This window comes from Janthinobacterium sp. HH106, assembly GCF_001758725.1.
Classification (GTDB): domain Bacteria; phylum Pseudomonadota; class Gammaproteobacteria; order Burkholderiales; family Burkholderiaceae_D; genus Janthinobacterium.
Genome location: NZ_LRIC01000002.1, coordinates 383,696 through 405,378 on the forward strand (window position 1 = coordinate 383,696; position 21,683 = coordinate 405,378).

A 21,683-nucleotide genomic window follows, 5' to 3' on the forward strand; every position below is an offset into this window, starting at 1 on the left:
GGATAAAAAATGGACACTTCAGTAAATAAAGGAGCGCCGGCGATCCCGGCGGTCTTCAGGGGCAAGCGGCTTGCCCTGACGGTTTTCGGCATCTTTCTTGGATTCTCCGGCCTGGCCCTGGCGGCGGGCGGCATCGAACTCATCACCCTTGGCGGTTCCTGGTATTACCTGCCGGCCGGCCTGGGCCTCATCCTCGCCGGCGTGCTATATCTGCGCCGCAAACCGCTGGCCAGTGCCGTCGTCGCCGCGCTGCTCGTCGCGACACTGATCTGGGCCGTGTGGGAAATCGGCTTTGCCTTCTGGCCCATGGTGCCGCGCCTGGTGCCGTTCCTCGTCATCGGCCTGGTGGCTGCCTTGCTGCATCCGTGGCTGGCCGGGCGTTCACACAGTGGCCAGTCGCGCGGTTTCGCGGCGCTGTTTGCCGTCGTGCTGGCGGCCGGTTTCGCCTCGATGTTCAAGCCGCATGGCGTGACGGAGGCCACGGCGCAGCCGCAGCAGGATGCGGTGGCGGCCATCAATGACGGCAGCGCCAACTGGGCGCATTACGGCTATGGACCGTCGGGCACGCGCTTTGCGCCGTACACGCAGATCGGCAAGGCCAACGTCGACCAGCTGCAGGTGGCGTGGACCTACCGCTCGGGCGAGCTGGCCGAAGGGGCGTCCGAATCGCAAAACACGCCGCTGCAGATCGGCGACACCATCTATACGTGCACGCCGACGAGCAAGGTCATCGCGCTCGACGCGGACACGGGCAAGGAACGCTGGACCTTCGATCCGAAGCCGGCCAACACGAAGACGTGGAACCGCTGCCGCGGCGTGGGCTACTACGAGCCGGCGAAAGTGACAAAGCCGTTCCAGTTCGAGGGCATGCAGGCGGCCAGCGCGCCGGCGACGGGCGCGTGCGCCAAGCGTATCGTGCAGGTGACCATGGATGCGCGCCTGATCGAGATCGACGCGCAGACGGGCAAGCAGTGCGAGGGTTTTGGCGACAAGGGCTCCGTCGACCTGACGGTCGGCCTGGGCAAGGTCAAGATGAACGTGCCGTACTACGCCTATACGTCCGCACCCACCGTGGCGCGCAACCTGATCATCCTCGGCGGCTGGGTCTTCGACGGCCGCTCGACCGATGAACCGTCGGGCGTCGTGCGCGCCTACAGCGCCGACACGGGGGAGCTGGTGTGGGCCTGGGACCTCGGTAATCCAGCCATCACGAAGCTGCCGCCGGAAGGGCAGACCTACACGCGCAGCACGCCGAACATGTGGTCGGCGCCCGCGTTCGACGATGCGCTGGGCCTGGTCTACCTGCCGACGGGGAACGAGCAGCCGGACTTCTGGGGCGGCAAGCGTCCGCCGCTGACAGAGAAGTATTCGTCGGCCATCGTCGCCCTCGACATGGCCACGGGCCGCGAACGCTGGACCTATCAAACCGTCCACCACGATATCTGGGATTACGACGTGGCCGCGCAGCCGGCCCTGTACGACGTCCCGGACGGCAAGGGTGGAAAAATACCCGCGCTGGTGCAGCTGACCAAGCGGGGCCAGATCTTCATGCTGGACCGCCGCACGGGCAAGCCGATTGCGGAGGTGGAGGAAAAGACCGTGCCGCAGGAGCACGCGGCCGGCGACTGGGTGTCGAAAACGCAGCCATACTCCACCGGCATGCCTGCCCTCGGCGCGGAAACGCTGACGGAACGCGACATGTGGGGCGCCACCTTCTTCGACCAGCTGGCTTGCCGCATCAGCTTCCGCAAGCTCAATTACCAGGGCGAGTTCACGGCGCCAAGTACCAGGGAAACCTTGATCTACCCGGGCTACTACGGCGGCTTCAACTGGGGCGGCGCTGCCGTCGATGAGAGCAATGGCTACATGTTCGTCAACGATATCCGCATGCCGCAGGTGGTCAAGCTGGTGCCGCGCGAGACGGTGGACGTGGCCAAGCTGACGTCGGGCCACGGCGTGGGCAGCACCTATCCGATGGATGGCACGCCCTTCGTCATCGACCACAAGGCCTTCAATTCGCCGCTGGGCATACCGTGCCAAAGCCCGCCGTGGGGCGTGTTTGCCGCCATCGACCTGAAAACGCGCACGAAAGTGTGGGAGCGCCCGGCCGGCACCGTGCGCGATGCCGTCATCCACGGCGTGCGCGCAAGCCTGCCCATCCCGCTGGGCATGCCGACCCTGGGCGGCGGCGTCAGCACGGCGTCCGGCCTGGTGTTTTATGCGGGCACGCAGGATTACTATTTGCGCGCCATGGATATCGCCACCGGCCGTGAAGTGTGGAAGGCGCGCATGCCCGTCGGTTCGCAAGGCACGCCGATGACGTATGTGTCGCCCACGTCGGGCCGCCAGTACGTCGTGGTGGTCGCGGGCGGCGCCCGCCAGAGTCCGGACCGGGGGGATTACGTGATAGCATACGCGCTTCCCAAGACACAGTAAGAGTTTGCTTCATGCCCCAGTTGCACACCGTTTCCGCTTCCCCGACGACCCGAAGCGAGGAGCGGCGCCGCAAGCTGCTGGTGGCGGCGGCGGACCTCTTCCTCGCCTCCGGCTACGACGGCGTCAGCATGGACGCCATCGTGGCCGAGGCGGGCGGCTCGAAAGCCACCGCCTACCGCTACTTCGGCAGCAAGCAGGAACTGCTGGTGGCCGTGGTCGAGTACCTGTGCGCCGACTTCATCATCGCGCTGCGCCAGCTCGATACGTCGCAGGCGGGCCTGGAGCAGGGTTTGCAGCTGATCCTCGATGAACTGGTGGCGGTCGTCACCAGCCCCCGCCATGTAGACTTTTATCGCCTCGTCGTCACGGGCGCGGCCGCCGTGCCGGCCGTGGGCCAGACCTGGTACGAGCACGGCCCGCAAGTGTGGCACGCCCTGATCCTGCGCCTGCTGGAGCAGCAGCGCACGCAGGGCCGCATCGCGCCCGCCACCTCGTTTTCCAATCTGCCGCAGATCCTGTTCGACGCCGTCTTCTCGCACCTGACCACGCGCACCGTGATGCTGGGGCAGGGCGGCGATGCCGCCACGTTCCGGCCCTTGATCGCGGAGCTGATCGAGCTGGTGGTGGCGAGGGTGGAGCGCAGGTAAGCGGCGAAAAGAGACTTGAGCCCATCGGGCAGCATGCTTTAGCCATAGCATCACTCCTGCCAAGAACCCGCCGGTCATCCTGTCGCTGACTGTCGTGTCGCTGACTGCCGTGTACGTCCGCTATCGCCCCAAACCGGAAGTTCAGGAAGCGTCTAAGCGATCATTCAGCCTGTAAATTTAGCCGCGCTCACGCTTTGGGCGGCGAGCTGACAAACTAATCAGTCCAAGCAGCTAACATCATCAAGAATCCAATTTCGGCGACCTTGCTGCCATTCAGAAAGCGAGTCAGGCGAAATGTAAGATGACCAATTCTCGATATATTCGGCGATGGCTGCCGACGTTTGGTCATTAGTACGTTCGAGGTACGACAAAGTCTCATTAAGCCCAGCGCCGATGAAATACCACCCATCTAGCTCACCAATGTCCTGATTAAGGTACTGCGCCCTCCATATATTCACCGTATCGCTTGGCTCTGCGCAGCAGTAAAGCAGAAATGCGCAGTGGTAGATACATTCGGAAAACGCCCCATTGTCCTTCACAGTTCCGTCCCACAGCGCATTCCGGAATGCAATCTCTTCATCGAAGAGACGAAGCAACAATTGCCGGAATTGCTGGGGTTTTCGATCAACGATGAATCCATACATCGCCAATCGGTCATCAGGGTTTCGAAGACGCGCCGCCAAGGTGGGAGGTATTGCGCCAGTTTCCAAGACTTGGATGAGTTCGTGCTGGATGAGCTTCATTGTCAGCTTCCCGGTTGGTTCAGGTGTTCCTTGCGGTGTTCGCTGGAACAAAGTGTTGGGCGAAAATTTTAAGAAAACTTCCACCATGGCTGCGGTGCCGCAGTAGTATTTAAATGTCCGCTGCTGGCCGCCAGCGGCCCACGAGCATAACGAATTATCAAGCGAGAAAAGTCACGCATTGTCACCTCAACGTGAATGGCCGTTTGTGGCGGCGGATTCTATCGGTGGTCGCAGCACCTTGGAGTACGCTAAAGTCAAGCGGCCAGCGCAAGCTTCTGCTTGGGCCAGACGCCAGACGCCATGTCGCGCCGATTCTGATGGCAACTGCATCATCAGCATGCAAAATCGCCGGTCCCATCGAGCGCTCCCGGCAGAAGATGGGCCAGGCTGTTGTCGCCAACTGTGACGTTATCACGCGCAGAAGCAGGCGCTCTGCCGCGGCTGCTCCGGCCGGGGCGATGGACTCGTTCCGCCCCCGGGTCGCGTTGCGCCAGGGGCGAATGATATAGTGGCGGAAATGTATACACTGAAAGAAACTACCATGAAAAACGATGCAAGCACTCGCCCGCCAGCCAGCCAGGCACCTGCCAGGCTCAGCAAAGGGGACTTCGTCACCGCACTGCGCAAGCAGTTGCAAGAAGAAGGAAAGGCCGGCAAGTCCAGCGTGGACGTACGCGCTGCGACCCTGCACACGGACGTTGGCGTGTATCCGGCGCGCGGCCACTCGATGCCGACCTGTTGCACGGTGATGTATGAAGAGATGCATCCCGGTGACGAGATTCTGCTGACGCCATCCGGCGGCAAGGGACCGACGCTGCTGGTACGGTATAAACTCCCGCGCTGATCGAACCTTGCCCTGCGCCGTGAACAGGTGTACACGGCACCGCTCTGGCTTGCGGCGGCAAGCGGCGGCAAGCGGCGGACAGAGGCCGCTCAGCGGATGTTCAGTGCCGGTACCTTTGAAAACGCTTCCGCGATGAAGTCCATGAACACGACGGCCCGCGTTGGCAGCAGCCTGTTTGCGACATAGACGATTTGAACCGGGACGGGCAGGGCAGTGTGCGCCGTCAGGAGCAACTGCAAATTGCCATTCCTGAGTCCTTCCTCGAACAGCCACTGCGGCCCATGTCCGATACCGAGTCCCGCATTGACCAGTTCGCGCACGGCCTCGGGTGAGTTTACCCGTACCTTTCCCGATACTGCTACTTCCGTATCGCGGAAGCGCCATGTGGCACCCGACGACAGCAGGGTGTAGATCACGCAATCGTGCCCGCGCAGATCATCGGGCGTGACCGGCACGCCGCGTCTGGCGAGATAGCCCTTGCTGGCGACGAACACGCGCTCGAACAGGCCGATGCGCCGCGCGCGCAGGGCGCTGTCTTCCAGATGGCCGATCCGAATTGCCAGTTCCGCTCCTTCATCGACGAGACCCACATAGCGATCATTGATCTGGAGATCGAGCGCCAAGCCGGGATAGCGCTCCAGAAAGGCGGGGACATGCGGCAACACAAATGCATGCGCCAGAGCGGTCGGGCATGCGACGCGCAGCAATCCGGACGGATCGACGTTCTCCCTGAAGGACGATTCGGACTCGTCGACGGCGTCAAGGATGCGCCGCACTTCCGCATAGTAGCGTTCCCCTTCGGGCGTGAGGGCAAGCTTGCGCGTGGAGCGGTGCAGCAGCCGCGTCTGCAGATGCTCTTCCAACGCCGCCACATGACGGCTGACGTTGGGCTGCCCCAGGCCCAGGTCGCGGCCGGCAGCGGAGAAGCTCCCCGTCTCCACCGCGCGCGCGAAGCATGTCATCAAAAGAAACCGGTCCAAACTTACTCTCCCCGATTCATGCAATTGGAGCATGAATTATATGCAAAGATACGATCTTATCGAATTTCAAGCATGGGCGCATAGTTCTTCCCACGGCAGGTCAGCCAATGCTGGCTGACCCTGAATCACCTACAGGAGAATTTTATGTCCCGCTTGCAAGGAAAACGTACTCTTATCACCGGCGGCACCAGCGGCATCGGCCTCGAAACAGCCAGGCAGTTTCTCGCCGAAGGCGCACGCGTCATCGTCACCGGCGTCACTCCGGAATCGATCGAGAAGGCCAGGAAAGAACTTGGCGCCGAGGTTCTCGTGCTACGCGCCGATTCCGCCAATGTCGCCGCCCAACAGGAGTTGGCGCGCGCCGTCCAGGCGCACTACGGCCAGCTCGATATCGCCTTTCTCAACGCTGGCGTATCCGTCTGGAAGCCAATCGAAGCGTGGACGGAGGAAATGTTCGACCGATCGTTCGACATCAACGTCAAGGGTCCCTATTTCCTGATCCAGGCGCTGCTGCCAGTGTTCGCGAACCCCGCATCGGTGGTGCTCAACACATCGGTCAGCGCGCACGTGGGCTCGGCGCATTCATCGGTATATGCCGCGACCAAGGCCGCATTCTTGAACTTGTCGAAAACGCTGTCGGGCGAATTGCTGGCACGCGGCATTCGCGTCAACGCCGTCAGTCCCGGCCCGGTCGAAACGCCGCTGTACGACAAGCTCGGCATCCCGGATGCCTACCGCGATCAACTCAACAAGGACATTGTCGCAACGATTCCGTTCGGCCGCTTCGGCATGCCGGAGGAAGTGGCCAAGGCGGTGTTGTACCTCGCTTCCGACGAGTCCCGCTGGACCGTCGGCTCCGAAATCATCGTTGACGGCGGCCGTACGCTTAACGGCTGACGTCACACAACTGCCGAACTATACGGATGCGCCCGCTCCGAATGCGTGAGCGGGCTTCATTTTGAAAGAGAGTATTCCAATTGCGCAAACGGAGGCGGTGGGACGGCCCACCTTGTCGAACGGCTTGTTGTCGATTGACAAGCAGGGCACAGGCAAGAGTCAGGTCGCAATACCATACTTGTGCTGCGTAGCCGCATACTGCTGCTTGAGCGACTCCAGCTGCGGATGCCTGGGGTCGATCTTGCGGATCACCTGCATCTGGTGCTGCGCCTGTTCAGCGAGCGGGGCTTCCCAGCCCAGCATGTTGAGCTGGCGCAGGATGGCCTCGACGGAGGCGAACAGCACGGGCAGGTTGCCCGGCGTCTTGCGCAGGGCCTGGCGCAGCACGAAGACGGCGCCCTTGAGTTCTCCGCTTTCCGCCTTGCTGGCCGCATCCTGCATCAATTCCTGCACCTGGTTCGTGATCTGCTGGCCCATGCCTTGCGCCAAGTCGTGGCGGCCCGCTTTTTCAAAGACATCGACGGCCGCTTCCATCGTCACGTCGCTGTCGGCTTCGTTGACGAGTTTCATCATGACGTCGGACGCGGCCTGTTCCAGGTTGTTCTTCAGGCAGCTTTGCACGAGGCCCACCTTCAGCTGCGTCGACAGGCCCCGCGCGTCGTCCAGGGCGGCGGCGGCCAGTTGCAGTTCGGTGGCGGCGGCGATGTCGTTGCCCGACAGTTCATGCAGCATGGCGGCCGAGATGGCGCGGCACGCTTCCACGTTGGCGCTGCCCCGCAGGGAGCGCTCCATGTCGCGCAGCACGCCGCTCGCTTGCGGCGCGTCGCCCTTTTTTACCAGCGTTTTTACCAGGTTGACGTGGTCTTCCGGGTCGCGGAATTCGGAGTACTTCGCTTTCGTCACGACCTGCTTGTAGGCCCGTTCGGCCGCGCCGATGTCGCCCGTGTCGAAGGCGATGCCGCCCAGGTGGCGCAAGCGGCGCACCATGTGCGGCGAGATGGCCACCGCGTCCTCGAGGATTTTCTTGGCCTGCAGTTGCTGGCCCATGGCTTCATGGTTTTGCGCCAGCAAGTCGTAGGCGGCCATGAAGCGGGGATAGGTCTCCACCAGTTCCAGCAGCGCTTCCTGCGCATCCTCGTGGCGCTGCTGTTCGAACAGGGTGCGCGCCAGGCCCAGGTGCGCCCAGGCCATGGGCCGCGTGGCGAGCATGTCGGCGTAGAGCTGTTCCGCTTCCTTCCATTCGTCCAGGCTGATGTGCAGTTCGGCGCGCAGGCGGGCGAAATCGGCCGCCAGGCGCGGGTGCTGCAGTTCGGCCGCGCGGCAGCTTTTCACGGCTTCGCGCAGGTCGCCCTTGTCGATCAGCTGATACGTGGGCAGAAAAACGGCGCGCCGCTCGATGGCGCGCGCGATGCGGCCGCTCAGCACGTCGACGGTGAACGGTTTTAATATGTAGTCGGACGGGGTCAGCTCCGCTGCGCTGATCACCTTGCTGTGGATGGCCTCCGAGGTCAGCATGATGAAGATCGTCCACAGGCCGATCAGCTTATGGTGGCGCAAGTCTTCCAGTAATTGCTGGCCATCCTGGCCGTCCGTGCCGCTGCCAAGGTCGTATTCGCACAGGATGATGTCGAACGGTTTCTTCATCAGCAAGCGGATGGCCGTGCCGGCATTGACGGCATATTCCACCTTGGTGATGGCGGCCTGGTTCAGCATATTGTGCAGATTGCCCCGCATGCTGGGGTTCGGGTCGACGATCAGGACAGATAAGTCGCTAGTTTCTGGCATGGTTCAGCTCTCGTTCATCTGTTCGGTCATTTGCGGGAACTCTTCTTATATGTAGCTGCCTGGCAGTATTGTTTTTTATCAGCATACTGCAAAGCCGCCCGACACTGCCAGCAAAATGCATGCAATCGGGTGCCGTGCGCAAGGGCAGGCGCGTCCAGCGCCGTCCGGCGTTGTATTTCATGACACGAGCGCCCTTTGCGACAGTGCGGGCGCCTGTTTTTCCGGCCATTCCCTGACTACCGTGATAGTATTCTAAAATGCAACACCTGTTGCATGCCGCACCACGTCGCGGCAAGGCATGCGCAAGGCTTTAACGGGCGCTTTATCCCTCTCTGGTGTCGATACCCGTCATGCGCGTTCCTGAACTGTCTACCTTGCGGCGCATTGCCGTTCCCCTTGCCTTTGGCGGCAACAGCGAACAGCAGCATACGTATTTTGCGGAATTGCACCGGGTCGGCCTGATCACGCAAGTAATGGGCATCATCGCCTTCAGCCTGGCCTGGCTGCTGATGCCGCCGGCCTACCATCCGAACCTGACGCACGCCGTGCTGGCCTTGCTGGGCATGTTGGCGAGCCTGGTCGTGCGCGCCCGCTGCACCACCTTGCCCGTGCTGACCATGACGGGTGCCTGCGCCGTGCTGGCGCTGACCTTCGGCTTGCGCACCATGGCCGATGCTGTCCACCACGCCAGCTTCTGGGTCTTGCCCGTGGGTGTCTTCATGACCCTGGCCATCGCTTCCATCTTCAATGGCGGTCTGAGCTACCTGGCCGTGGTGGCCGGCGTGTGGTGGAACGTGGGCCACGGCCTGTATCCGGTCAACGCTGGCTTGCCCGACCAGCCCTGGGTGCCGTTGATGATCGCCGTCAGCGTGCTGTTCGGGCTGGCGCTGAACGTCAGCTTCAGCTTATTGCGCCTGCGTAACTATCACGCCAGGGTGGAATTGACGCGGCTGGCCTTCCAGGACAGCCTGACGGGCTTGAACAACCGCCGCATGTTCACGCAGCGGGCCCAGCAGATGCACGGTGCGCATCAGGGCGGCATGCTGCATTTCCTGATGATCGACATCGACGATTTCAAGATCATCAACGACCAGCAGGGCCACGACGCGGGCGACGCGGTGCTCATGCGCACGGCCGCCATCATCGCGGACAAGGCGCAAAGCCATCTGTGCGGACGCCTGGGCGGCGAGGAATTCGGCATCGTCTACGCGGGCGACCGCGAGGCCGTGCGCGCCTTCGCCGGCGCCCTGGTCGCCGCCGTCAGCCAGGCTTTCCATGCGGCACAGTTCGTGTCGATCAGCGTGGGCGTGGCCGAGCTGGACCGGGACAAGGAGCTGAGCCACAGTTACCGGCTGGCCGACGAGGCGCTGTACCTGGCCAAGCGCCAGGGCAAGAACCGCTATGTGATTGCCTGATCCTGTTGTTGCAAGTTGGCAAAAACTGCCGGTTTCAGGGGCAAAATGGCCGGAAAGCCATAAGTTCCGGTAATAAAGCAGGGGTAAAACGGGTATAATGCGCGCAAAGGAAATTTGCCGTACGAAAGATATTGTCATACCTACCTTTAACCCGCAGCCACGCTGCATCAACCACCTTCCAATCATGTTGATACTGCCGGGTTCCAATGCCCTGTCCCATTTCCGTAGCCACCGTCTGTTAAGCCAACTGCAAGCCGTCTCGCCTGCGATCGTTGCCGTGCAAGCACGCTATGTCCATTTCATCGATGCCAGCGCGCCGCTCACGGCCGACGACAGCACGCGCCTTGGCGCCTTGCTGACGTACGGCGAGCCGGCCCAGGCCGACAATACGGAAGGCGCTGCCGAAGAATTCTTCGTCATCCCCCGTTTCGGCACGATTTCGCCGTGGGCTTCGAAAGCCACCGACATCGCGCACAACTGCGGCATGGCGCACATCAAGCGCGTCGAACGCGGCATCGCTTTCCGCATCAACCTGAAATCGGGCATCCTGGGCAGCGCCATCGGCGCCGGCAAACTGACGGACGAGCAAGTACAGGCCGTGGCCGACCTGCTGCACGACCGCATGACGGAATCCGTGCTGCGCAGCGCCGACGACGCCAAGGACTTGTTCCGCACGCTGGAAGCGCGTCCGTTGGAATCGATCGACTTGCTGGGGCAGGGCAAGCGCGCGCTGGAAGCGGCGAACACGGAACTGGGCCTGGCGATGTCGGAAGACGAAATCGACTACCTGGATGCCGCCTTCACCAAGGCCGGCCGCAATCCGACGGATGTGGAACTGATGATGTTCGCGCAGGCGAACAGCGAGCATTGCCGCCACAAGATCTTCAACGCCGACTGGACCATCGACGGCGTGGCGCAGCCCAAGTCGCTGTTCGGCATGATCAAGAACACGCACGAACTGCAGCCGAAGGGCACCGTCGTCGCCTACAGCGACAACTCGTCCATCATGGAAGGCGCCACCGTCTCGCGCTTCTACCCGCGCGGTGCGAACCACGAATACGCGGCATCGACGGAACTGACGCACACGCTGATGAAGGTGGAAACGCATAACCACCCGACGGCGATTTCTCCCTTCCCTGGCGCGTCCACGGGCGCGGGCGGCGAGATCCGCGACGAAGGCGCGACGGGCCGCGGCGCCAAGCCGAAGGCTGGCCTGACGGGTTTCACCGTGTCGAACCTGTCGCTGCCCGACGCCGTGCGCAGCTGGGAAACGGCCGCTTCCGTGACGGCGCCGCTGGCGGGCCGTGCGGACGCGGAGCAATACGGCAAGCCGGAACGCATCGCGTCGCCGCTGCAGATCATGATCGAAGGCCCGCTGGGCGGCGCCGCGTTCTCGAACGAATTCGGCCGTCCGGTACTGGGCGGTTACTTCCGCACCTATGAGCAGAACGTCGGCGCCGACAAAGACGCCGTATTCGGCTACCACAAGCCCATCATGATCGCGGGCGGCATCGGCAATATCTCGGCGCAGCACACGCACAAGAACGACATCCCTGTCGGCAGCCTGCTGGTGCAGCTGGGTGGCCCGGGCATGCGCATCGGCATGGGCGGCAGCGCCGCCTCGTCGATGACCACCGGCAGCAACACGGCCGACCTGGACTTCGATTCCGTCCAGCGCGGCAATCCGGAAATGGAGCGCCGCGCCCAGGAAGTCATCAACGCCTGCTGGCAAATGGGCGCGGACAATCCGATCATCTCGATCCACGACGTGGGTGCGGGCGGCTTGTCGAACGCGTTCCCGGAAATCACCAACGACGCCAAGCGCGGCGCGATTTTCGACCTGCGCAAGATCCCGCTGGAAGAATCGGGCATGGCGCCGAAGGAAATCTGGAGCAATGAATCGCAGGAACGCTACGTTCTGGCCATCGCGCCGGAAAGCCTGCCGCTGTTCAAAGCCATGTGCGAACGCGAACGCTGCCTGTTCGCCGCCGTGGGCGTGGCCACCGAAGAGCGTCAACTCAAATTGATCGATCCGGAACTGGGCAACGAGCCGGTCGACATGCCGATGGACGTCTTGCTGGGCAAGCCGCCGAAGATGCAGCGCGACGTGGTTCACGTGGCCAACGATTTCCCGGCGATTGACCTGACGGGCATGGACCTGGTTGATGTAGCGCAAAAAGTGCTGCTGCTGCCGACCGTGGCCGACAAATCCTTCCTGATCACCATCGGCGACCGCAGCGTGGGCGGCATGACCGTGCGCGACCAGATGGTGGGACCATGGCAAGTGCCGGTGGCCGATTGCGCCGTCACCACCATGAGCTTCGAAGGTTATCTGGGTGAAGCGATGGCCATGGGCGAACGCACGCCGCTGGCCGTCATCGACGCAGCAGCTTCCGGCCGCATGGCCGTGGGCGAAGCCGTCACCAACATCGCCGCCGCGGCGATTGCCGACATCTCCGATATCAAGCTGTCCGCCAACTGGATGGCCGCCTGCGGCCAGCCTGGCCAGGACGCAGCCCTGTACGACACGGTCAAGGCCGTCGGCATGGACCTGTGCCCGGCGCTGGGCATCAGCATTCCTGTCGGCAAGGATTCGCTGTCGATGCGCACGACGTGGAAAGACGAGGGCACGGGCGCGGCGAAATCCGTCACGTCGCCGGTCTCCCTGATCGTTTCCTCGTTCGCGCCAGTCACCGACGTGCGCAAGTCGCTCACGCCGCAGCTGAAGACGGACCAGGGCGACACGTCATTGATCCTGATCGACCTCGGTCGCGGCAAGAACCGCCTGGGCGCCTCCGCCTTGGCGCAAGTGTTGCAGCAGCTGGGCAATGAAACGCCGGACGTGGACAGCGCGGAAGACCTCAAAGGCTTCTTCGCCGCCATCCAAAAGCTCAACAGCGACGACAAGCTGCTGGCCTACCATGACCGTTCGGACGGCGGCCTGTACGCCACCCTGACGGAAATGGCCTTCGCCGGTCACACGGGCATGTCCGTCAACCTGGACATGCTGACCATGGAAGGCGAGCACTCGAGCGACTGGGGCGACGCCAAGAACTGGGCCGGCCAGGTGGCGGAACGCCGCAACGAACTGACCCTGCGTGCCTTGTTCAGCGAAGAGCTGGGCGCCGTCATCCAGGTGCGCGCGGAAGAAAAGTCGCTCGTCATGGACGTGCTGCGCACGTTTAACTTGGGCGCCTGCAGCCATATCATCGGCAAATTGAACGACCGCGACGTGATCGAATTCACGCGCGACGCCAAGCTGATTTACACCCAGCCGCGCACGGACCTGCACCGCCTGTGGAGCGAAACGAGCTGGCGCATCGCCCGCCTGCGCGACAATCCGGCCTGCGCGGACGCCGAATACGACCGCCTGCTGGACGTGCAAGACCCGGGCATGTCGCCCATCGTCACGTTTGACCAGAACGAGAACATCGCCGCGCCATTCATCGCCACCGGCGTGCGTCCGCGTGTCGCCATCCTGCGCGAGCAGGGCGTCAACTCGCACATCGAGACGGCGTACGTGATGCACCAGGCAGGTTTTACGGCCGTCGACGTGCACATGAGCGACCTGATTGCGGGCCGCGTCAAACTGGACGACTTCCAGGGTGTCATCGCCGTGGGCGGCTTCTCCTACGGCGACGTGCTGGGCGCGGGCGAAGGCTGGGCGAAGACGATTCTGTTCAACGCCAGCCTGGCGGAACAGTTCGCGCGCTTCTTCAACCGCACGGACAGTTTTGGCCTCGGTATCTGCAACGGCTGCCAGATGATGAGCAATTTGAAATCCATCATCCCCGGCGCCCACGCCTGGCCTAAATTCACGCGCAACAAGTCGGAGAAGTTCGAAGGCCGCTTTGCCATGGTCGAAGTGATGGATTCCCCATCGATCTTCTTCAACGGCATGGCCGGCACCCAGGCCGGCATCGCCATCGCCCACGGCGAAGGCTACGCCGACTTCTCGCAAACGGGCGACATCACCCGAGTCACCAAAGCCATGCGTTTTGTGGACAACAAGGGCGCCGCCACCGAAGCCTACCCGTACAACCCGAACGGCTCGCCGGAAGGCATCACCTCCGTCACCACGCCAGACGGCCGCTTCACGGTGCTGATGCCGCACGCGGAGCGCGTGTTCCGGTCAGTCCAGCAGTCGTATCACCCTGAAGCATGGGGCGAGGACTCGCCGTGGATGCGCATGTTCAGGAATGCACGGAAGTTTGTGGGGTAATTAGCTCGCTTGCAGGGCAGCGCTGGAGTTCAAGGCGCTGCTGCTGGGGTAGGAATGAGAAAGCCGCTGTTGGGAGACAGCGGCTTTTTATTTTTTAAAATACATTACTTCATATTTTTAATGATGGCTTGCAAACTCTGAAATCGTTGCTCGTTAAGAAATTTTATTTCACCTATGCTTCCAAAGTCAAAAATTTCGTCAGCTTTTTTTAGACGACTAAGTAAAGGTATTGCAATCCCATCTACCAAGTCGGCGAAACCAATCAAGTCGGCATAGCTAGCGGGTATTTTGTAGCCTTTGGTTGAGCTGGCTATTACAACGTCATGATCTCTAAGTTTTGCAATTGCATTTGAGCGCAGATATTGTTTTGTTATATCATGAAAACCTTGATCTTTTAGATGGTCAAGAATTTCATTTGTAGAGGTAAAAATTTTCTCAAAAGGAAATCTGGCGCGAAAAAGTAAATAACTTAGTGTGGCATATTGTATTTTTATTTCTCTATCTGAAGAGTTGAAATTTTCCCTCAAAAATTCAGATGCTTTTTGAAGTGAAATGTTGGAAATTTTCGTATCAATAGCGTTGGACGAATTGCTGAATGCTAGATTTGTTTCAAATTTTGGAGGCCATTCATCTATTCTTATTCTTTTATTTTGTATGAAACGTAAAAAACAATCTCTGGTTTGCCCAGAAACTCTTCCCTCGTATAACTTTGCTGTGGTACCAACTAAGAAATCAGCAAGTTGCACTAATATTTGATTTTTGCTATCGACAATCTCGATTTTTGAATCGAAGAAAAGATCAGGAATGTGGTTTTCGGAAATGTACTTGCTGAAACTATCGATAAAATTGGATCCACCGTGTCCATCAGCATAAATTGTTATGTTATTTACTGAACTAAATATTTGATTGTAGAGAAGTCCATTCGTGAATTTTATGAAAGACTTTTTGTATTGCAATCCACTATCTTTTATGATCCTTGATTTGTCCACGCAAACCGCATAAAATTTAAAATCCAGCGATGATATTTCATTGACTATTTTTAATCTTCTTTCATTACTTAGTTTGCTTGACTTGATTTCGTTAGAATTGAAATATTTCAGTCTAATTTTTTCGATGGCTATTTCAAGTTCCGATCTTTGTTCTGTTGGAATTATTACTGCCAGTACTATGAAATAATTTGACGCACCATCCTTTTCGGTCGCTAAATCATGGTTTCCGGATTCATCGACGAAGGCAACGTAATCGCTCATTGGTAGTCCATTTTAAGTTTGTACTTTTGTATACTTTTCATATTCACAATCCCTTCGGCACCCCCACAATCACCACCGTCGACGGCACCAGCAAAAGCTGTGCAATCAGCGTCCCCTCCAGCCGGCTTCCCACCAGCCACACCACCGCGCGCCGGAACTGCGATTCTTCGATCTTGCCCTCGATGACGTCATCCGTCATGCCCGACATGTGCGGGTCGATGAAGACGGCCATCATGATGGTCGAGCCGCCGTTGATGATCGATGAAAGCGTGCTGGAGGTGACGCGCACGCTGGGGGCCAGCACTCCTGCGTACAGCGCCGCAGTGTAAGGTGGGCAACGATGCACCCACCGTCCACAGGGCCGTGGCGATGACGTTCATCGCTGTCATGGAGATAGAGACGCCGGATTTTTCGCGCAGGCCCGTGACGTTGGCGGGCTTGGGCAGGCTGGCGGAGGTCTTGATGTAGGACAAGCCGCCCTTGAAGACGGCGTGCAGCAGCAGCTTCGGCACCGACCTGTGCACCTGGAAGTGCTCGACGGCGCGGCAGAAGGCGCGCTGGAATGAATTTAAGGGGCGCGACAGCAGCATGAGGATGCTGAACAATGCCAGCGAGACGGCGATGCGCCGCGTGCGGATGCCTGCGATGCGCACGGAGTAGGCCAGGGTGGCGATGAAGGGGATGATGAACGCCAGTGCGTAAATCAGCAGCAATTGCTTGTCCATCACAACCTTGCAGTATGGAAAATGTAATTCCATGCTGCCATGAAATTATTTATTTTTCAACTGCAAATAAGTTAATTTTCCTGTGATGGGAGATTTGTGGTGTTTTGGCTGGCGCGCAGTGTATTGCCAGCCCGGTACAGAAACCGGGGTACACTCTGCCGTTGGGTGACGGCGGCAGCGTAACTGCGCTACATGCGTTCGTCTTATTCGGGACGGAATTGCAAAAAATGCAAAAACTTATTAAAATGAAAATTCTGCTTTGATAAGGAATGCCATGCGCCAGCTCGCTTTCAGCCGTATCGCCGTACTCATGGGCACTTGCCTGACAGGGCTGGCCATCGCTGCGCCCACTGTGCACTTGTCCGCCAGCCCGGACGTGGTGGCCAAGGGAACGAGCACCTCGATCGCCTGGGATGCGCTGGGCGCCGAATCGTGCGCTGCGTCGTGGTCGCCGTCGCTGCCCCTGACGGGCTCGTACACGCCGCCGGCGCTGCAGGGGGCCACTAGCTATACGGTGACGTGCCAGGGTGGCGGTGCCAGCGTGTCGCAGCAAGTGATGGTGCAGCTGGCGCCCGCCTGCGTAACGAATTGCTTTACCAAACGCTGGATCTATTTTTATGGCGGTATTGCTTGGGGTAAAAAAACCGCGAACGCGGACTTCAACAAGTTGTCTGCGCTGATCGTCAACGCGGCAGCGCTGGGCTATAACGGCATCGTCGTCAATATCGGCGGCGAAGACTCATATATTTCCGACTCGCGCGATTCGCCCGATTTCGCCGGCAATCTGGCGGCGATCAAGCAACTGGCGCTGGAGCAGCAAATAGAATTGATACCGATGGGCGGCCATCCGCACATCCCTGCGCAATTGCAGCCGGAACTGTCGGAGGCGCTTGCCGTGGAAAAGACGCCGTTTGTCGTCACCCAGGGGCGGGCGGTACCGGCCGTGCGCTGGCTGGCCAACGACAATTTCAGCAACGGCAATGGGCCATGGGACTTGATGGACCCCGGCACGGTCAGCTTCGACGGCGGTACCGACCACCTCAAGACGGGCAACGTGCCGGGCAAGGGTGCGATCCGGCTGTCGCAGCCGAATGTGTTGCTGCCTGACGGCAGCGTGAAGACGCAAACGCGCTTGCATCGGCGGTTTGTCAATTTGAAGGCGCACACGGCTTACCGCGTGTCGTTCTGGCTGCGCACGGCGAACTACAAGGCGCCGCTGAAGGTGCAGATCTATGACGATGCCGTCAAGGTACCGCTGTACCTGAATTTGTATCCGATGGGGCGGGGTACGACGAATGGTGCCTGGAACGCCTTGCCGAACACGGTATTGCCTGACCAGGATTGGACGAACTACAACTTCGATTTCAATACCGGCGCCAATACCAGCATCCGTTTCTACCTTGGCGCCTGGAGCAATGCAAAGAATAACGAGGCGGGCCAGGCCTGGATAGACGACATGCAGATCCGCGAAATTGGCCTCGCGCATACAATCACGCGCGCGGGGCTGCCGATAGTCGTCACTTCGGCTGATGGCACGGTGCAATACTCCTCGGTGAATGGCAAGGATTACGTGGCTGGCATCGAATCGCTGGCAATTCCCGCCACCAGCGCCATCCCCGATGGCAGCAACTTGCTGGTGTCGTGGTACCAAGAGGCGAAGAACATGATGCCGGTCTGGACCTCGCCCGCCAGCGCTTGTCCGCCGCAATTCATGGCCTTGCAAAGGCAGGGCTACGAAAAAATCAAGGCGCTGTATCCCACCAGCCAGAAGTTCTTCATCAATTACGACGAGTGGCGCATCATGAACTGGGACCCGACCTGCCAGTACGCGAGCGCGGGCGCCTACCTGGCCGGCACGATGACGGCCATGCAGGCGATGGTCAAGCAGGTCAATCCTGGCGTGGAACTGTATGTGTGGAACGACATGTTCGATCCCAACATGAATGCCATCGACAAGTATTTCATGGTCAATGGCAGTCTGCTGGGGGCTGCCGACGGCATCGACCCGAATACCGTCATCGTCAACTGGACGCAGAGGAATGTGTACGTTGACCCGCCGGCCATCCCGCTGCAGCAGTCTTCGTTGAAATTTTTCCACGACCGCAATCTCAAGCAGGTGATTGCCCTGTATTACGACGACTTGCCGCTGACGGACGAATGGCTCGACAATCTGGATGCGGCCGAAGCAGACGGCGTGACGGGCGTCGATGGCTTCATGTACACCACCTGGGTCGACAATGGCAAATATGACGACCTGGCGGCAGTCGCCAGCAAGATCAAGGCGCGCGCCAAGGCCCGCTGGCCGCAGTGACGGGCAATGGTGCGCTGGCGTGCCTTGGCTGCCTACATTCCGGGCAAGCGGCCTCAACCGAAGTCACGGCACGACTAGCTTTTGTCCCACCACGGCGGCGTGCCCGACGACCAGGGGCACGCCATGTCCACTTCGCTTATCCTGTAGCGTATCTCGATCACCTGCCCGGGGCTGAAGGGACCGCGCTTCCAGTCGCCGGAATCAAAGACGTAGCCTTTGCCCTTGATGCAATGCGTGGTCGGATTGTTGCCGATGGGACCGGTAGAGTGCAGGGTAACGCGCACTTCGCCGTTGGCGTCCAGCGGGGCGTCGCCGCCCGTGAACAGGGCATCCGAGCCGATGTCGCAGACAGTGGTGCTGCCTATCTTGCTGCAGCGCTTGATGTACGTTTGCTGGCGCGCATTGGCCAGGTAATCGTCATGCCGCATCGGCTTGCCGTCGTCATAGGTAAAGCGCAGGGTCACTTGCGTGGGCTCGCTGGCCGGATGGCGCGTGGTGCTGGTGCAGGCGGCGCTGACCAGGGCCAGCAAGGGCCAGGCCAGCAGGCGCAGGCCGCCGCGCAGCAGCGTCGAGATCGGGTTGTTGCCGGGTGAGTGTTGCATGTACCGTTGCCATCTGTCTCATGAGCGGGGCGCCGATCATAGCATGTGCCGGCAGCGGTTCGGCTAGGGCGCGCCCTGATTCAATTCCTGCAGCACTTTCTTGCACAACACCCCATAGCCCACGCCCGTGCCGCGCTTGTGTGCGGCCAAGTCAACTCTGGCGCTGATGTCGTCCCACGCCACGCTGCCAGGCAAGGCACGCAGGTCGTCGTCGAGGTCCATTTCGAAATGGATGAAGCGGCCATCGGCGCTCAGCAGCTTGCCGCAGACGAGGGGGAGGTCGGGGAAGGCCAGTTGCAGGTCGAGCATGATGGCCGTGTCCAGCGCCACGCCATGGCTGGCCGCGCACTGGCGCAAGGCGTCGGGCAGGGGGCGGGCGCGCCACCAGGCCGCCGTCTGTTTGATGGCGGCCAGGGTCAGCGCATTTTGCTGTTGCACAGAATATTGCTTGCTCATGGCTGTCACCCATGCAGAAGGCGGCTTGCTGCATCAGCGCGATGCCAGGCTCATGCTTTGCACATGGGCGGGCACGATGTCACCGCTGGCCAGTTTTTCGGCCGGCACCACCATCAGCACTTCGCCGCCCACGCTGCCATTGTCGCGCAAGTCGATGCGCATGGCCATTTGCCGGTCGAGCGCCACGAAGCTGTTGCTGCCGCTGGCGACGATGCGGTGTTCTTCCTGGTCATCGATGCGCGCATACATCATGGCGCCGATGCTGCTGGCGTTGCGCAGGTACAGTACCTGGCCGTTCGACAACTCATAGCCGCCGCGGAACGGAGAAAATTCTTGCGCGCTCATGAAGTGCCTGTGGGCGGGCAGTTCGATCGTCTGCATGCGCCCGCCTGGAATGACGACGGTCTGGCTGTCGGGAAGCGTTTGTGCATTTGCCAGCAGGGCGCAGATGCCCAGGGTGCCGGCCAAGATCCATGTCTTCATTTTTTTACCCATCCTTGAACTTTGGTGCCGTCCGCTGCCGGCGCGGCGATATTGTTGTCGATGCCAGGGAAATCGCGCCGGGTGGCCCGCATGCGCCGTGGTGACCTTGGCAAGGCGGGGGCGCCCGGTCTTGCCAGTGTAGGCAGGCAAGATGCCGCGCACATCATCCGATCGGATGACACGGCCTCAGGCATCCAACACGGTCAGGTGCGCCGTCGCGCCGTGGATCAGCGCGATCAGCTCGCCCTGGCGGCGCGTGTCGGTCTTCAAATAGGTGTGGTGCAGATGCGTCTTGACGGTATTGACGCTGATGCCGCCGCGCGCGGCGATTTCCTCGATGGTGGCCCCTTGCGCCAGTGCCTTGCCCACTTGCGCTTCGGCTTGCGTCAAGTCGAACAGTTGCCGCAAGGCAGTGACAGAGGTGCTCGCTTGGGTGGGATCGCGCGCGATCAGCAGCGCGCATGGGGGCTGGCAATCGGCAAGCGGTGTGACTGTCAGGGCCAGGGGACCTTGCTGCCTGCGCGCCAGGCGCAGCGACTGGCATTGCGCTGCGCCGCCGGTGCTGCCGATGACCATGCGCACGGCGCGTGCCAGGTCGGGCGGCGCGGCGTGCGCCAGTTGCGCCGCATGCAAGGCGTGGCCGGCGGGCGTGGCGAAACGTAGTCCGAGGTTGGCGTCGAGCACCAGCACGATGGCGCCCATGGCATCGAGCGCCGCCAGCGCGCAGTGGCTGGCCAGTTGCGCTTCGCGCAGGCGCTGCTGCAGGCACAGGGCGCGTTGTAGATGCGGCAAGAGTTCCTGCCATTGCTGGCCGCTCAGGTCAAAGCTGTCGAGCTGCGGCCAGTCGCCCGCGCCGCAGGCCGAGTCGTACATGGCGGCGATCAGTTTCCCCACATCCGCCGTTGCTGTACCTGTGTCCATGCTTGCCCCCAATTCTGACTACATCAGTGTGCCGCAGGCGCGCAGGTGCGGAACTGGGTAAGGGCGGTGTTGCGCAGCGATTCGTCCCACCTTTGTGAGGAAGGTCTGTTCGCTGCCTTCTGTCCTGGGCAACTATCAAGATAGTACAAAGATATCGGTGCCGCAATGGTTCGCGCCTGTCCTTCTGGATAGTGTTCTGTAGGAAACTCGCGCGGGTAAATCACGGCCATGATGTAAGATTCGCACTATGTCCGATTTCACATTTACCGATTGCCCATGAGTTCAATAATGATTCCCGACGTCGCCCTGGTCGACAACACCGAACAACGCACGCCGCTGGTGCTTGTGCTCGACTGCTCCGGCAGCATGGCGGGCGAACCCGTCGCGCTGCTCAACGATGGCCTGGCCTTGCTGGAACAGGAACTCAAGTCCGATGTGATCGCCGCCAAGCGCGTGCGCATCCTCGTGATTCAATACGGCGCGCACGATGAAGCGGTAGTCGCCAGCACCTGGTGCGACGCCATGGATTTCACGGCGCCCCGGCTTGAAGCGAACGGCACCACGCCGACCGGTGCGGCTGTCGAACTGGCCCTGGCCGAGATTGAGCAGGAAAAGCAGCGTTTCCGCGCGGCGGGCGTGGCGTACACGCGGCCGTGGCTGTTTTTGATGTCGGACGGCGAGCCGACCGATCCCTGGCAGCGCGGCGCCGAGCAGGCGCGCGCGGCTGAACAGGCGAATAAAGTGGCGATCTTCCCCATCGCCGTGGGCGACAATGCGAATACCGATACCCTGGGGCAGTTTTCCAGCCGTGGCGAACGGGGCGTGAAGCAGCTGAAGGGCTTGCAGTTCCGCGAACTGTTCCTGTGGCTGAGCGCCAGCATGCAGGTCGTGTCGCAATCGCGCCCAGGCGCGCAGGCGCAGCTGGCTTCGACGGACGGCTGGTCCGTCGTGAATACGTGAAAGCCC

16 protein-coding genes and 1 pseudogene are annotated in these 21,683 nt (G+C 60.8%); 8 read left to right on the plus strand and 9 right to left on the minus strand.

Annotated elements, in window-relative coordinates; translation table 11 throughout:
• Positions 1–9: 9 nt before the first annotated feature.
• Both JAB8_RS02260 and JAB8_RS02265 read left to right on the plus strand, forming a co-directional pair.
• Complete coding sequence (locus JAB8_RS02260) at positions 10–2,436, plus strand: membrane-bound PQQ-dependent dehydrogenase, glucose/quinate/shikimate family (RefSeq protein ID WP_083287534.1); 2,427 nt, start codon at positions 10–12, stop codon at positions 2,434–2,436.
• Between the two features lie 11 nt (positions 2,437–2,447).
• The gene (locus JAB8_RS02265; RefSeq protein WP_071654371.1) at positions 2,448–3,083 is read left to right on the plus strand and encodes a TetR/AcrR family transcriptional regulator; all 636 of its coding nucleotides are present in this window, start codon (positions 2,448–2,450) and stop codon (positions 3,081–3,083) included.
• A 218-nt stretch (positions 3,084–3,301) separates the two neighbouring features.
• Here JAB8_RS02265 and JAB8_RS02270 read toward each other — a convergent pair whose 3' ends face one another.
• Complete coding sequence (locus JAB8_RS02270; protein WP_139142906.1) at positions 3,302–3,913, minus strand: hypothetical protein; 612 nt, start codon at positions 3,911–3,913, stop codon at positions 3,302–3,304.
• 454 nt (positions 3,914–4,367) lie between these two features.
• Between JAB8_RS02270 and JAB8_RS02275 the strand changes: the two genes are divergently transcribed.
• On the plus strand, positions 4,368–4,670 hold the full coding sequence (locus JAB8_RS02275; protein WP_070288542.1) for an HNH endonuclease: 303 nt from the start codon (positions 4,368–4,370) through the stop codon (positions 4,668–4,670).
• 89 nt (positions 4,671–4,759) lie between these two features.
• On the opposite strand, the gene JAB8_RS02280 is transcribed toward JAB8_RS02275, so the two are convergent.
• Positions 4,760–5,683, minus strand: a complete 924-nt coding sequence (locus JAB8_RS02280; protein WP_254679423.1) for a LysR family transcriptional regulator — start codon at positions 5,681–5,683, stop codon at positions 4,760–4,762.
• A 111-nt stretch (positions 5,684–5,794) separates the two neighbouring features.
• Between JAB8_RS02280 and JAB8_RS02285 the strand changes: the two genes are divergently transcribed.
• Positions 5,795–6,547, plus strand: a complete 753-nt coding sequence (locus tag JAB8_RS02285; protein ID WP_070288248.1) for an SDR family oxidoreductase — start codon at positions 5,795–5,797, stop codon at positions 6,545–6,547.
• Positions 6,548–6,706: 159 nt separating this feature from the next.
• Here the strand turns inward: JAB8_RS02285 and JAB8_RS02290 are convergent, their stop codons facing one another.
• Positions 6,707–8,332, minus strand: a complete 1,626-nt coding sequence (locus JAB8_RS02290; protein ID WP_070288250.1) for a response regulator — start codon at positions 8,330–8,332, stop codon at positions 6,707–6,709.
• 350 nt (positions 8,333–8,682) lie between these two features.
• On the opposite strand from JAB8_RS02290, the gene JAB8_RS02295 reads away from it, so the two are divergent.
• Together JAB8_RS02295 and purL are read left to right on the plus strand one after the other, a co-directional pair.
• Positions 8,683–9,747 carry a GGDEF domain-containing protein gene (locus JAB8_RS02295; RefSeq protein ID WP_083287535.1) on the plus strand — a complete coding sequence of 355 codons (1,065 nt, stop codon included), beginning with the start codon at positions 8,683–8,685 and terminating at the stop codon, positions 9,745–9,747.
• Positions 9,748–9,931: 184 nt separating this feature from the next.
• Positions 9,932–13,969 (plus strand): phosphoribosylformylglycinamidine synthase, encoded by a 4,038-nt coding sequence (gene purL / locus JAB8_RS02300; protein WP_070288254.1) that lies wholly within the window; start codon positions 9,932–9,934, stop codon positions 13,967–13,969.
• Positions 13,970–14,073: 104 nt separating this feature from the next.
• Here purL and JAB8_RS27975 read toward each other — a convergent pair whose 3' ends face one another.
• Positions 14,074–15,219 (minus strand): DUF3800 domain-containing protein, encoded by a 1,146-nt coding sequence (locus JAB8_RS27975; RefSeq protein ID WP_071654372.1) that lies wholly within the window; start codon positions 15,217–15,219, stop codon positions 14,074–14,076.
• A gap of 43 nt (positions 15,220–15,262) precedes the next feature.
• A pseudogene (locus JAB8_RS02305) lies at positions 15,263–15,944 on the minus strand (DUF2837 family protein).
• Positions 15,945–16,218: 274 nt separating this feature from the next.
• Between JAB8_RS02305 and JAB8_RS02310 the strand changes: the two are divergent.
• Entirely contained in the window at positions 16,219–18,255 is a 2,037-nt protein-coding gene (locus JAB8_RS02310) for a hypothetical protein (protein WP_070288256.1), read from the plus strand.
• A gap of 74 nt (positions 18,256–18,329) precedes the next feature.
• On the opposite strand, the gene JAB8_RS02315 is transcribed toward JAB8_RS02310, so the two are convergent.
• The 4 genes from JAB8_RS02315 to JAB8_RS02330 all read right to left on the minus strand — a co-directional run bounded on the left by JAB8_RS02315 (position 18,330) and on the right by JAB8_RS02330 (position 20,717).
• Positions 18,330–18,857, minus strand: coding sequence for a hypothetical protein (locus JAB8_RS02315; protein WP_070288258.1), 528 nt, complete (start codon positions 18,855–18,857; stop codon positions 18,330–18,332).
• A 63-nt stretch (positions 18,858–18,920) separates the two neighbouring features.
• Positions 18,921–19,295 carry a hypothetical protein gene (locus JAB8_RS02320; protein WP_175445146.1) on the minus strand — a complete coding sequence of 125 codons (375 nt, stop codon included), beginning with the start codon at positions 19,293–19,295 and terminating at the stop codon, positions 18,921–18,923.
• Between the two features lie 51 nt (positions 19,296–19,346).
• A complete protein-coding gene (locus tag JAB8_RS02325; RefSeq protein ID WP_070288261.1) occupies positions 19,347–19,796 on the minus strand; it encodes a hypothetical protein in 450 nt (149 codons plus the stop codon).
• 186 nt (positions 19,797–19,982) lie between these two features.
• Positions 19,983–20,717 (minus strand): helix-turn-helix transcriptional regulator, encoded by a 735-nt coding sequence (locus tag JAB8_RS02330; RefSeq protein WP_083287536.1) that lies wholly within the window; start codon positions 20,715–20,717, stop codon positions 19,983–19,985.
• A gap of 276 nt (positions 20,718–20,993) precedes the next feature.
• Between JAB8_RS02330 and JAB8_RS02335 the strand changes: the two genes are divergently transcribed.
• Positions 20,994–21,677 carry a VWA domain-containing protein gene (locus JAB8_RS02335; RefSeq protein ID WP_070288264.1) on the plus strand — a complete coding sequence of 228 codons (684 nt, stop codon included), beginning with the start codon at positions 20,994–20,996 and terminating at the stop codon, positions 21,675–21,677.
• Positions 21,678–21,683 lie beyond the last annotated feature (6 nt).

Excerpts from the sequence above, each read along its gene's own strand:
- JAB8_RS02260 (WP_083287534.1), top strand. The coding sequence starts at position 10 with ATGGACACTTCAGTAAATAAAGGAGCGCCGGCGATCCCGGCGGTCTTC.
- JAB8_RS02265 (WP_071654371.1), top strand. The coding sequence starts at position 2,448 with ATGCCCCAGTTGCACACCGTTTCCGCTTCCCCGACGACCCGAAGCGAG.
- JAB8_RS02270 (WP_139142906.1), bottom strand. The coding sequence starts at position 3,913 with ATGGTGGAAGTTTTCTTAAAATTTTCGCCCAACACTTTGTTCCAGCGA.
- JAB8_RS02275 (WP_070288542.1), top strand. The coding sequence starts at position 4,368 with ATGAAAAACGATGCAAGCACTCGCCCGCCAGCCAGCCAGGCACCTGCC.
- JAB8_RS02280 (WP_254679423.1), bottom strand. The coding sequence starts at position 5,683 with ATGCTCCAATTGCATGAATCGGGGAGAGTAAGTTTGGACCGGTTTCTT.
- JAB8_RS02285 (WP_070288248.1), top strand. The coding sequence starts at position 5,795 with ATGTCCCGCTTGCAAGGAAAACGTACTCTTATCACCGGCGGCACCAGC.
- JAB8_RS02290 (WP_070288250.1), bottom strand. The coding sequence starts at position 8,332 with ATGCCAGAAACTAGCGACTTATCTGTCCTGATCGTCGACCCGAACCCC.
- JAB8_RS02295 (WP_083287535.1), top strand. The coding sequence starts at position 8,683 with ATGCGCGTTCCTGAACTGTCTACCTTGCGGCGCATTGCCGTTCCCCTT.
- purL (WP_070288254.1), top strand. The coding sequence starts at position 9,932 with ATGTTGATACTGCCGGGTTCCAATGCCCTGTCCCATTTCCGTAGCCAC.
- JAB8_RS27975 (WP_071654372.1), bottom strand. The coding sequence starts at position 15,219 with ATGAGCGATTACGTTGCCTTCGTCGATGAATCCGGAAACCATGATTTA.
- JAB8_RS02310 (WP_070288256.1), top strand. The coding sequence starts at position 16,219 with ATGCGCCAGCTCGCTTTCAGCCGTATCGCCGTACTCATGGGCACTTGC.
- JAB8_RS02315 (WP_070288258.1), bottom strand. The coding sequence starts at position 18,857 with ATGCAACACTCACCCGGCAACAACCCGATCTCGACGCTGCTGCGCGGC.
- JAB8_RS02325 (WP_070288261.1), bottom strand. The coding sequence starts at position 19,796 with ATGAAGACATGGATCTTGGCCGGCACCCTGGGCATCTGCGCCCTGCTG.
- JAB8_RS02330 (WP_083287536.1), bottom strand. The coding sequence starts at position 20,717 with ATGGACACAGGTACAGCAACGGCGGATGTGGGGAAACTGATCGCCGCC.
- JAB8_RS02335 (WP_070288264.1), top strand. The coding sequence starts at position 20,994 with ATGAGTTCAATAATGATTCCCGACGTCGCCCTGGTCGACAACACCGAA.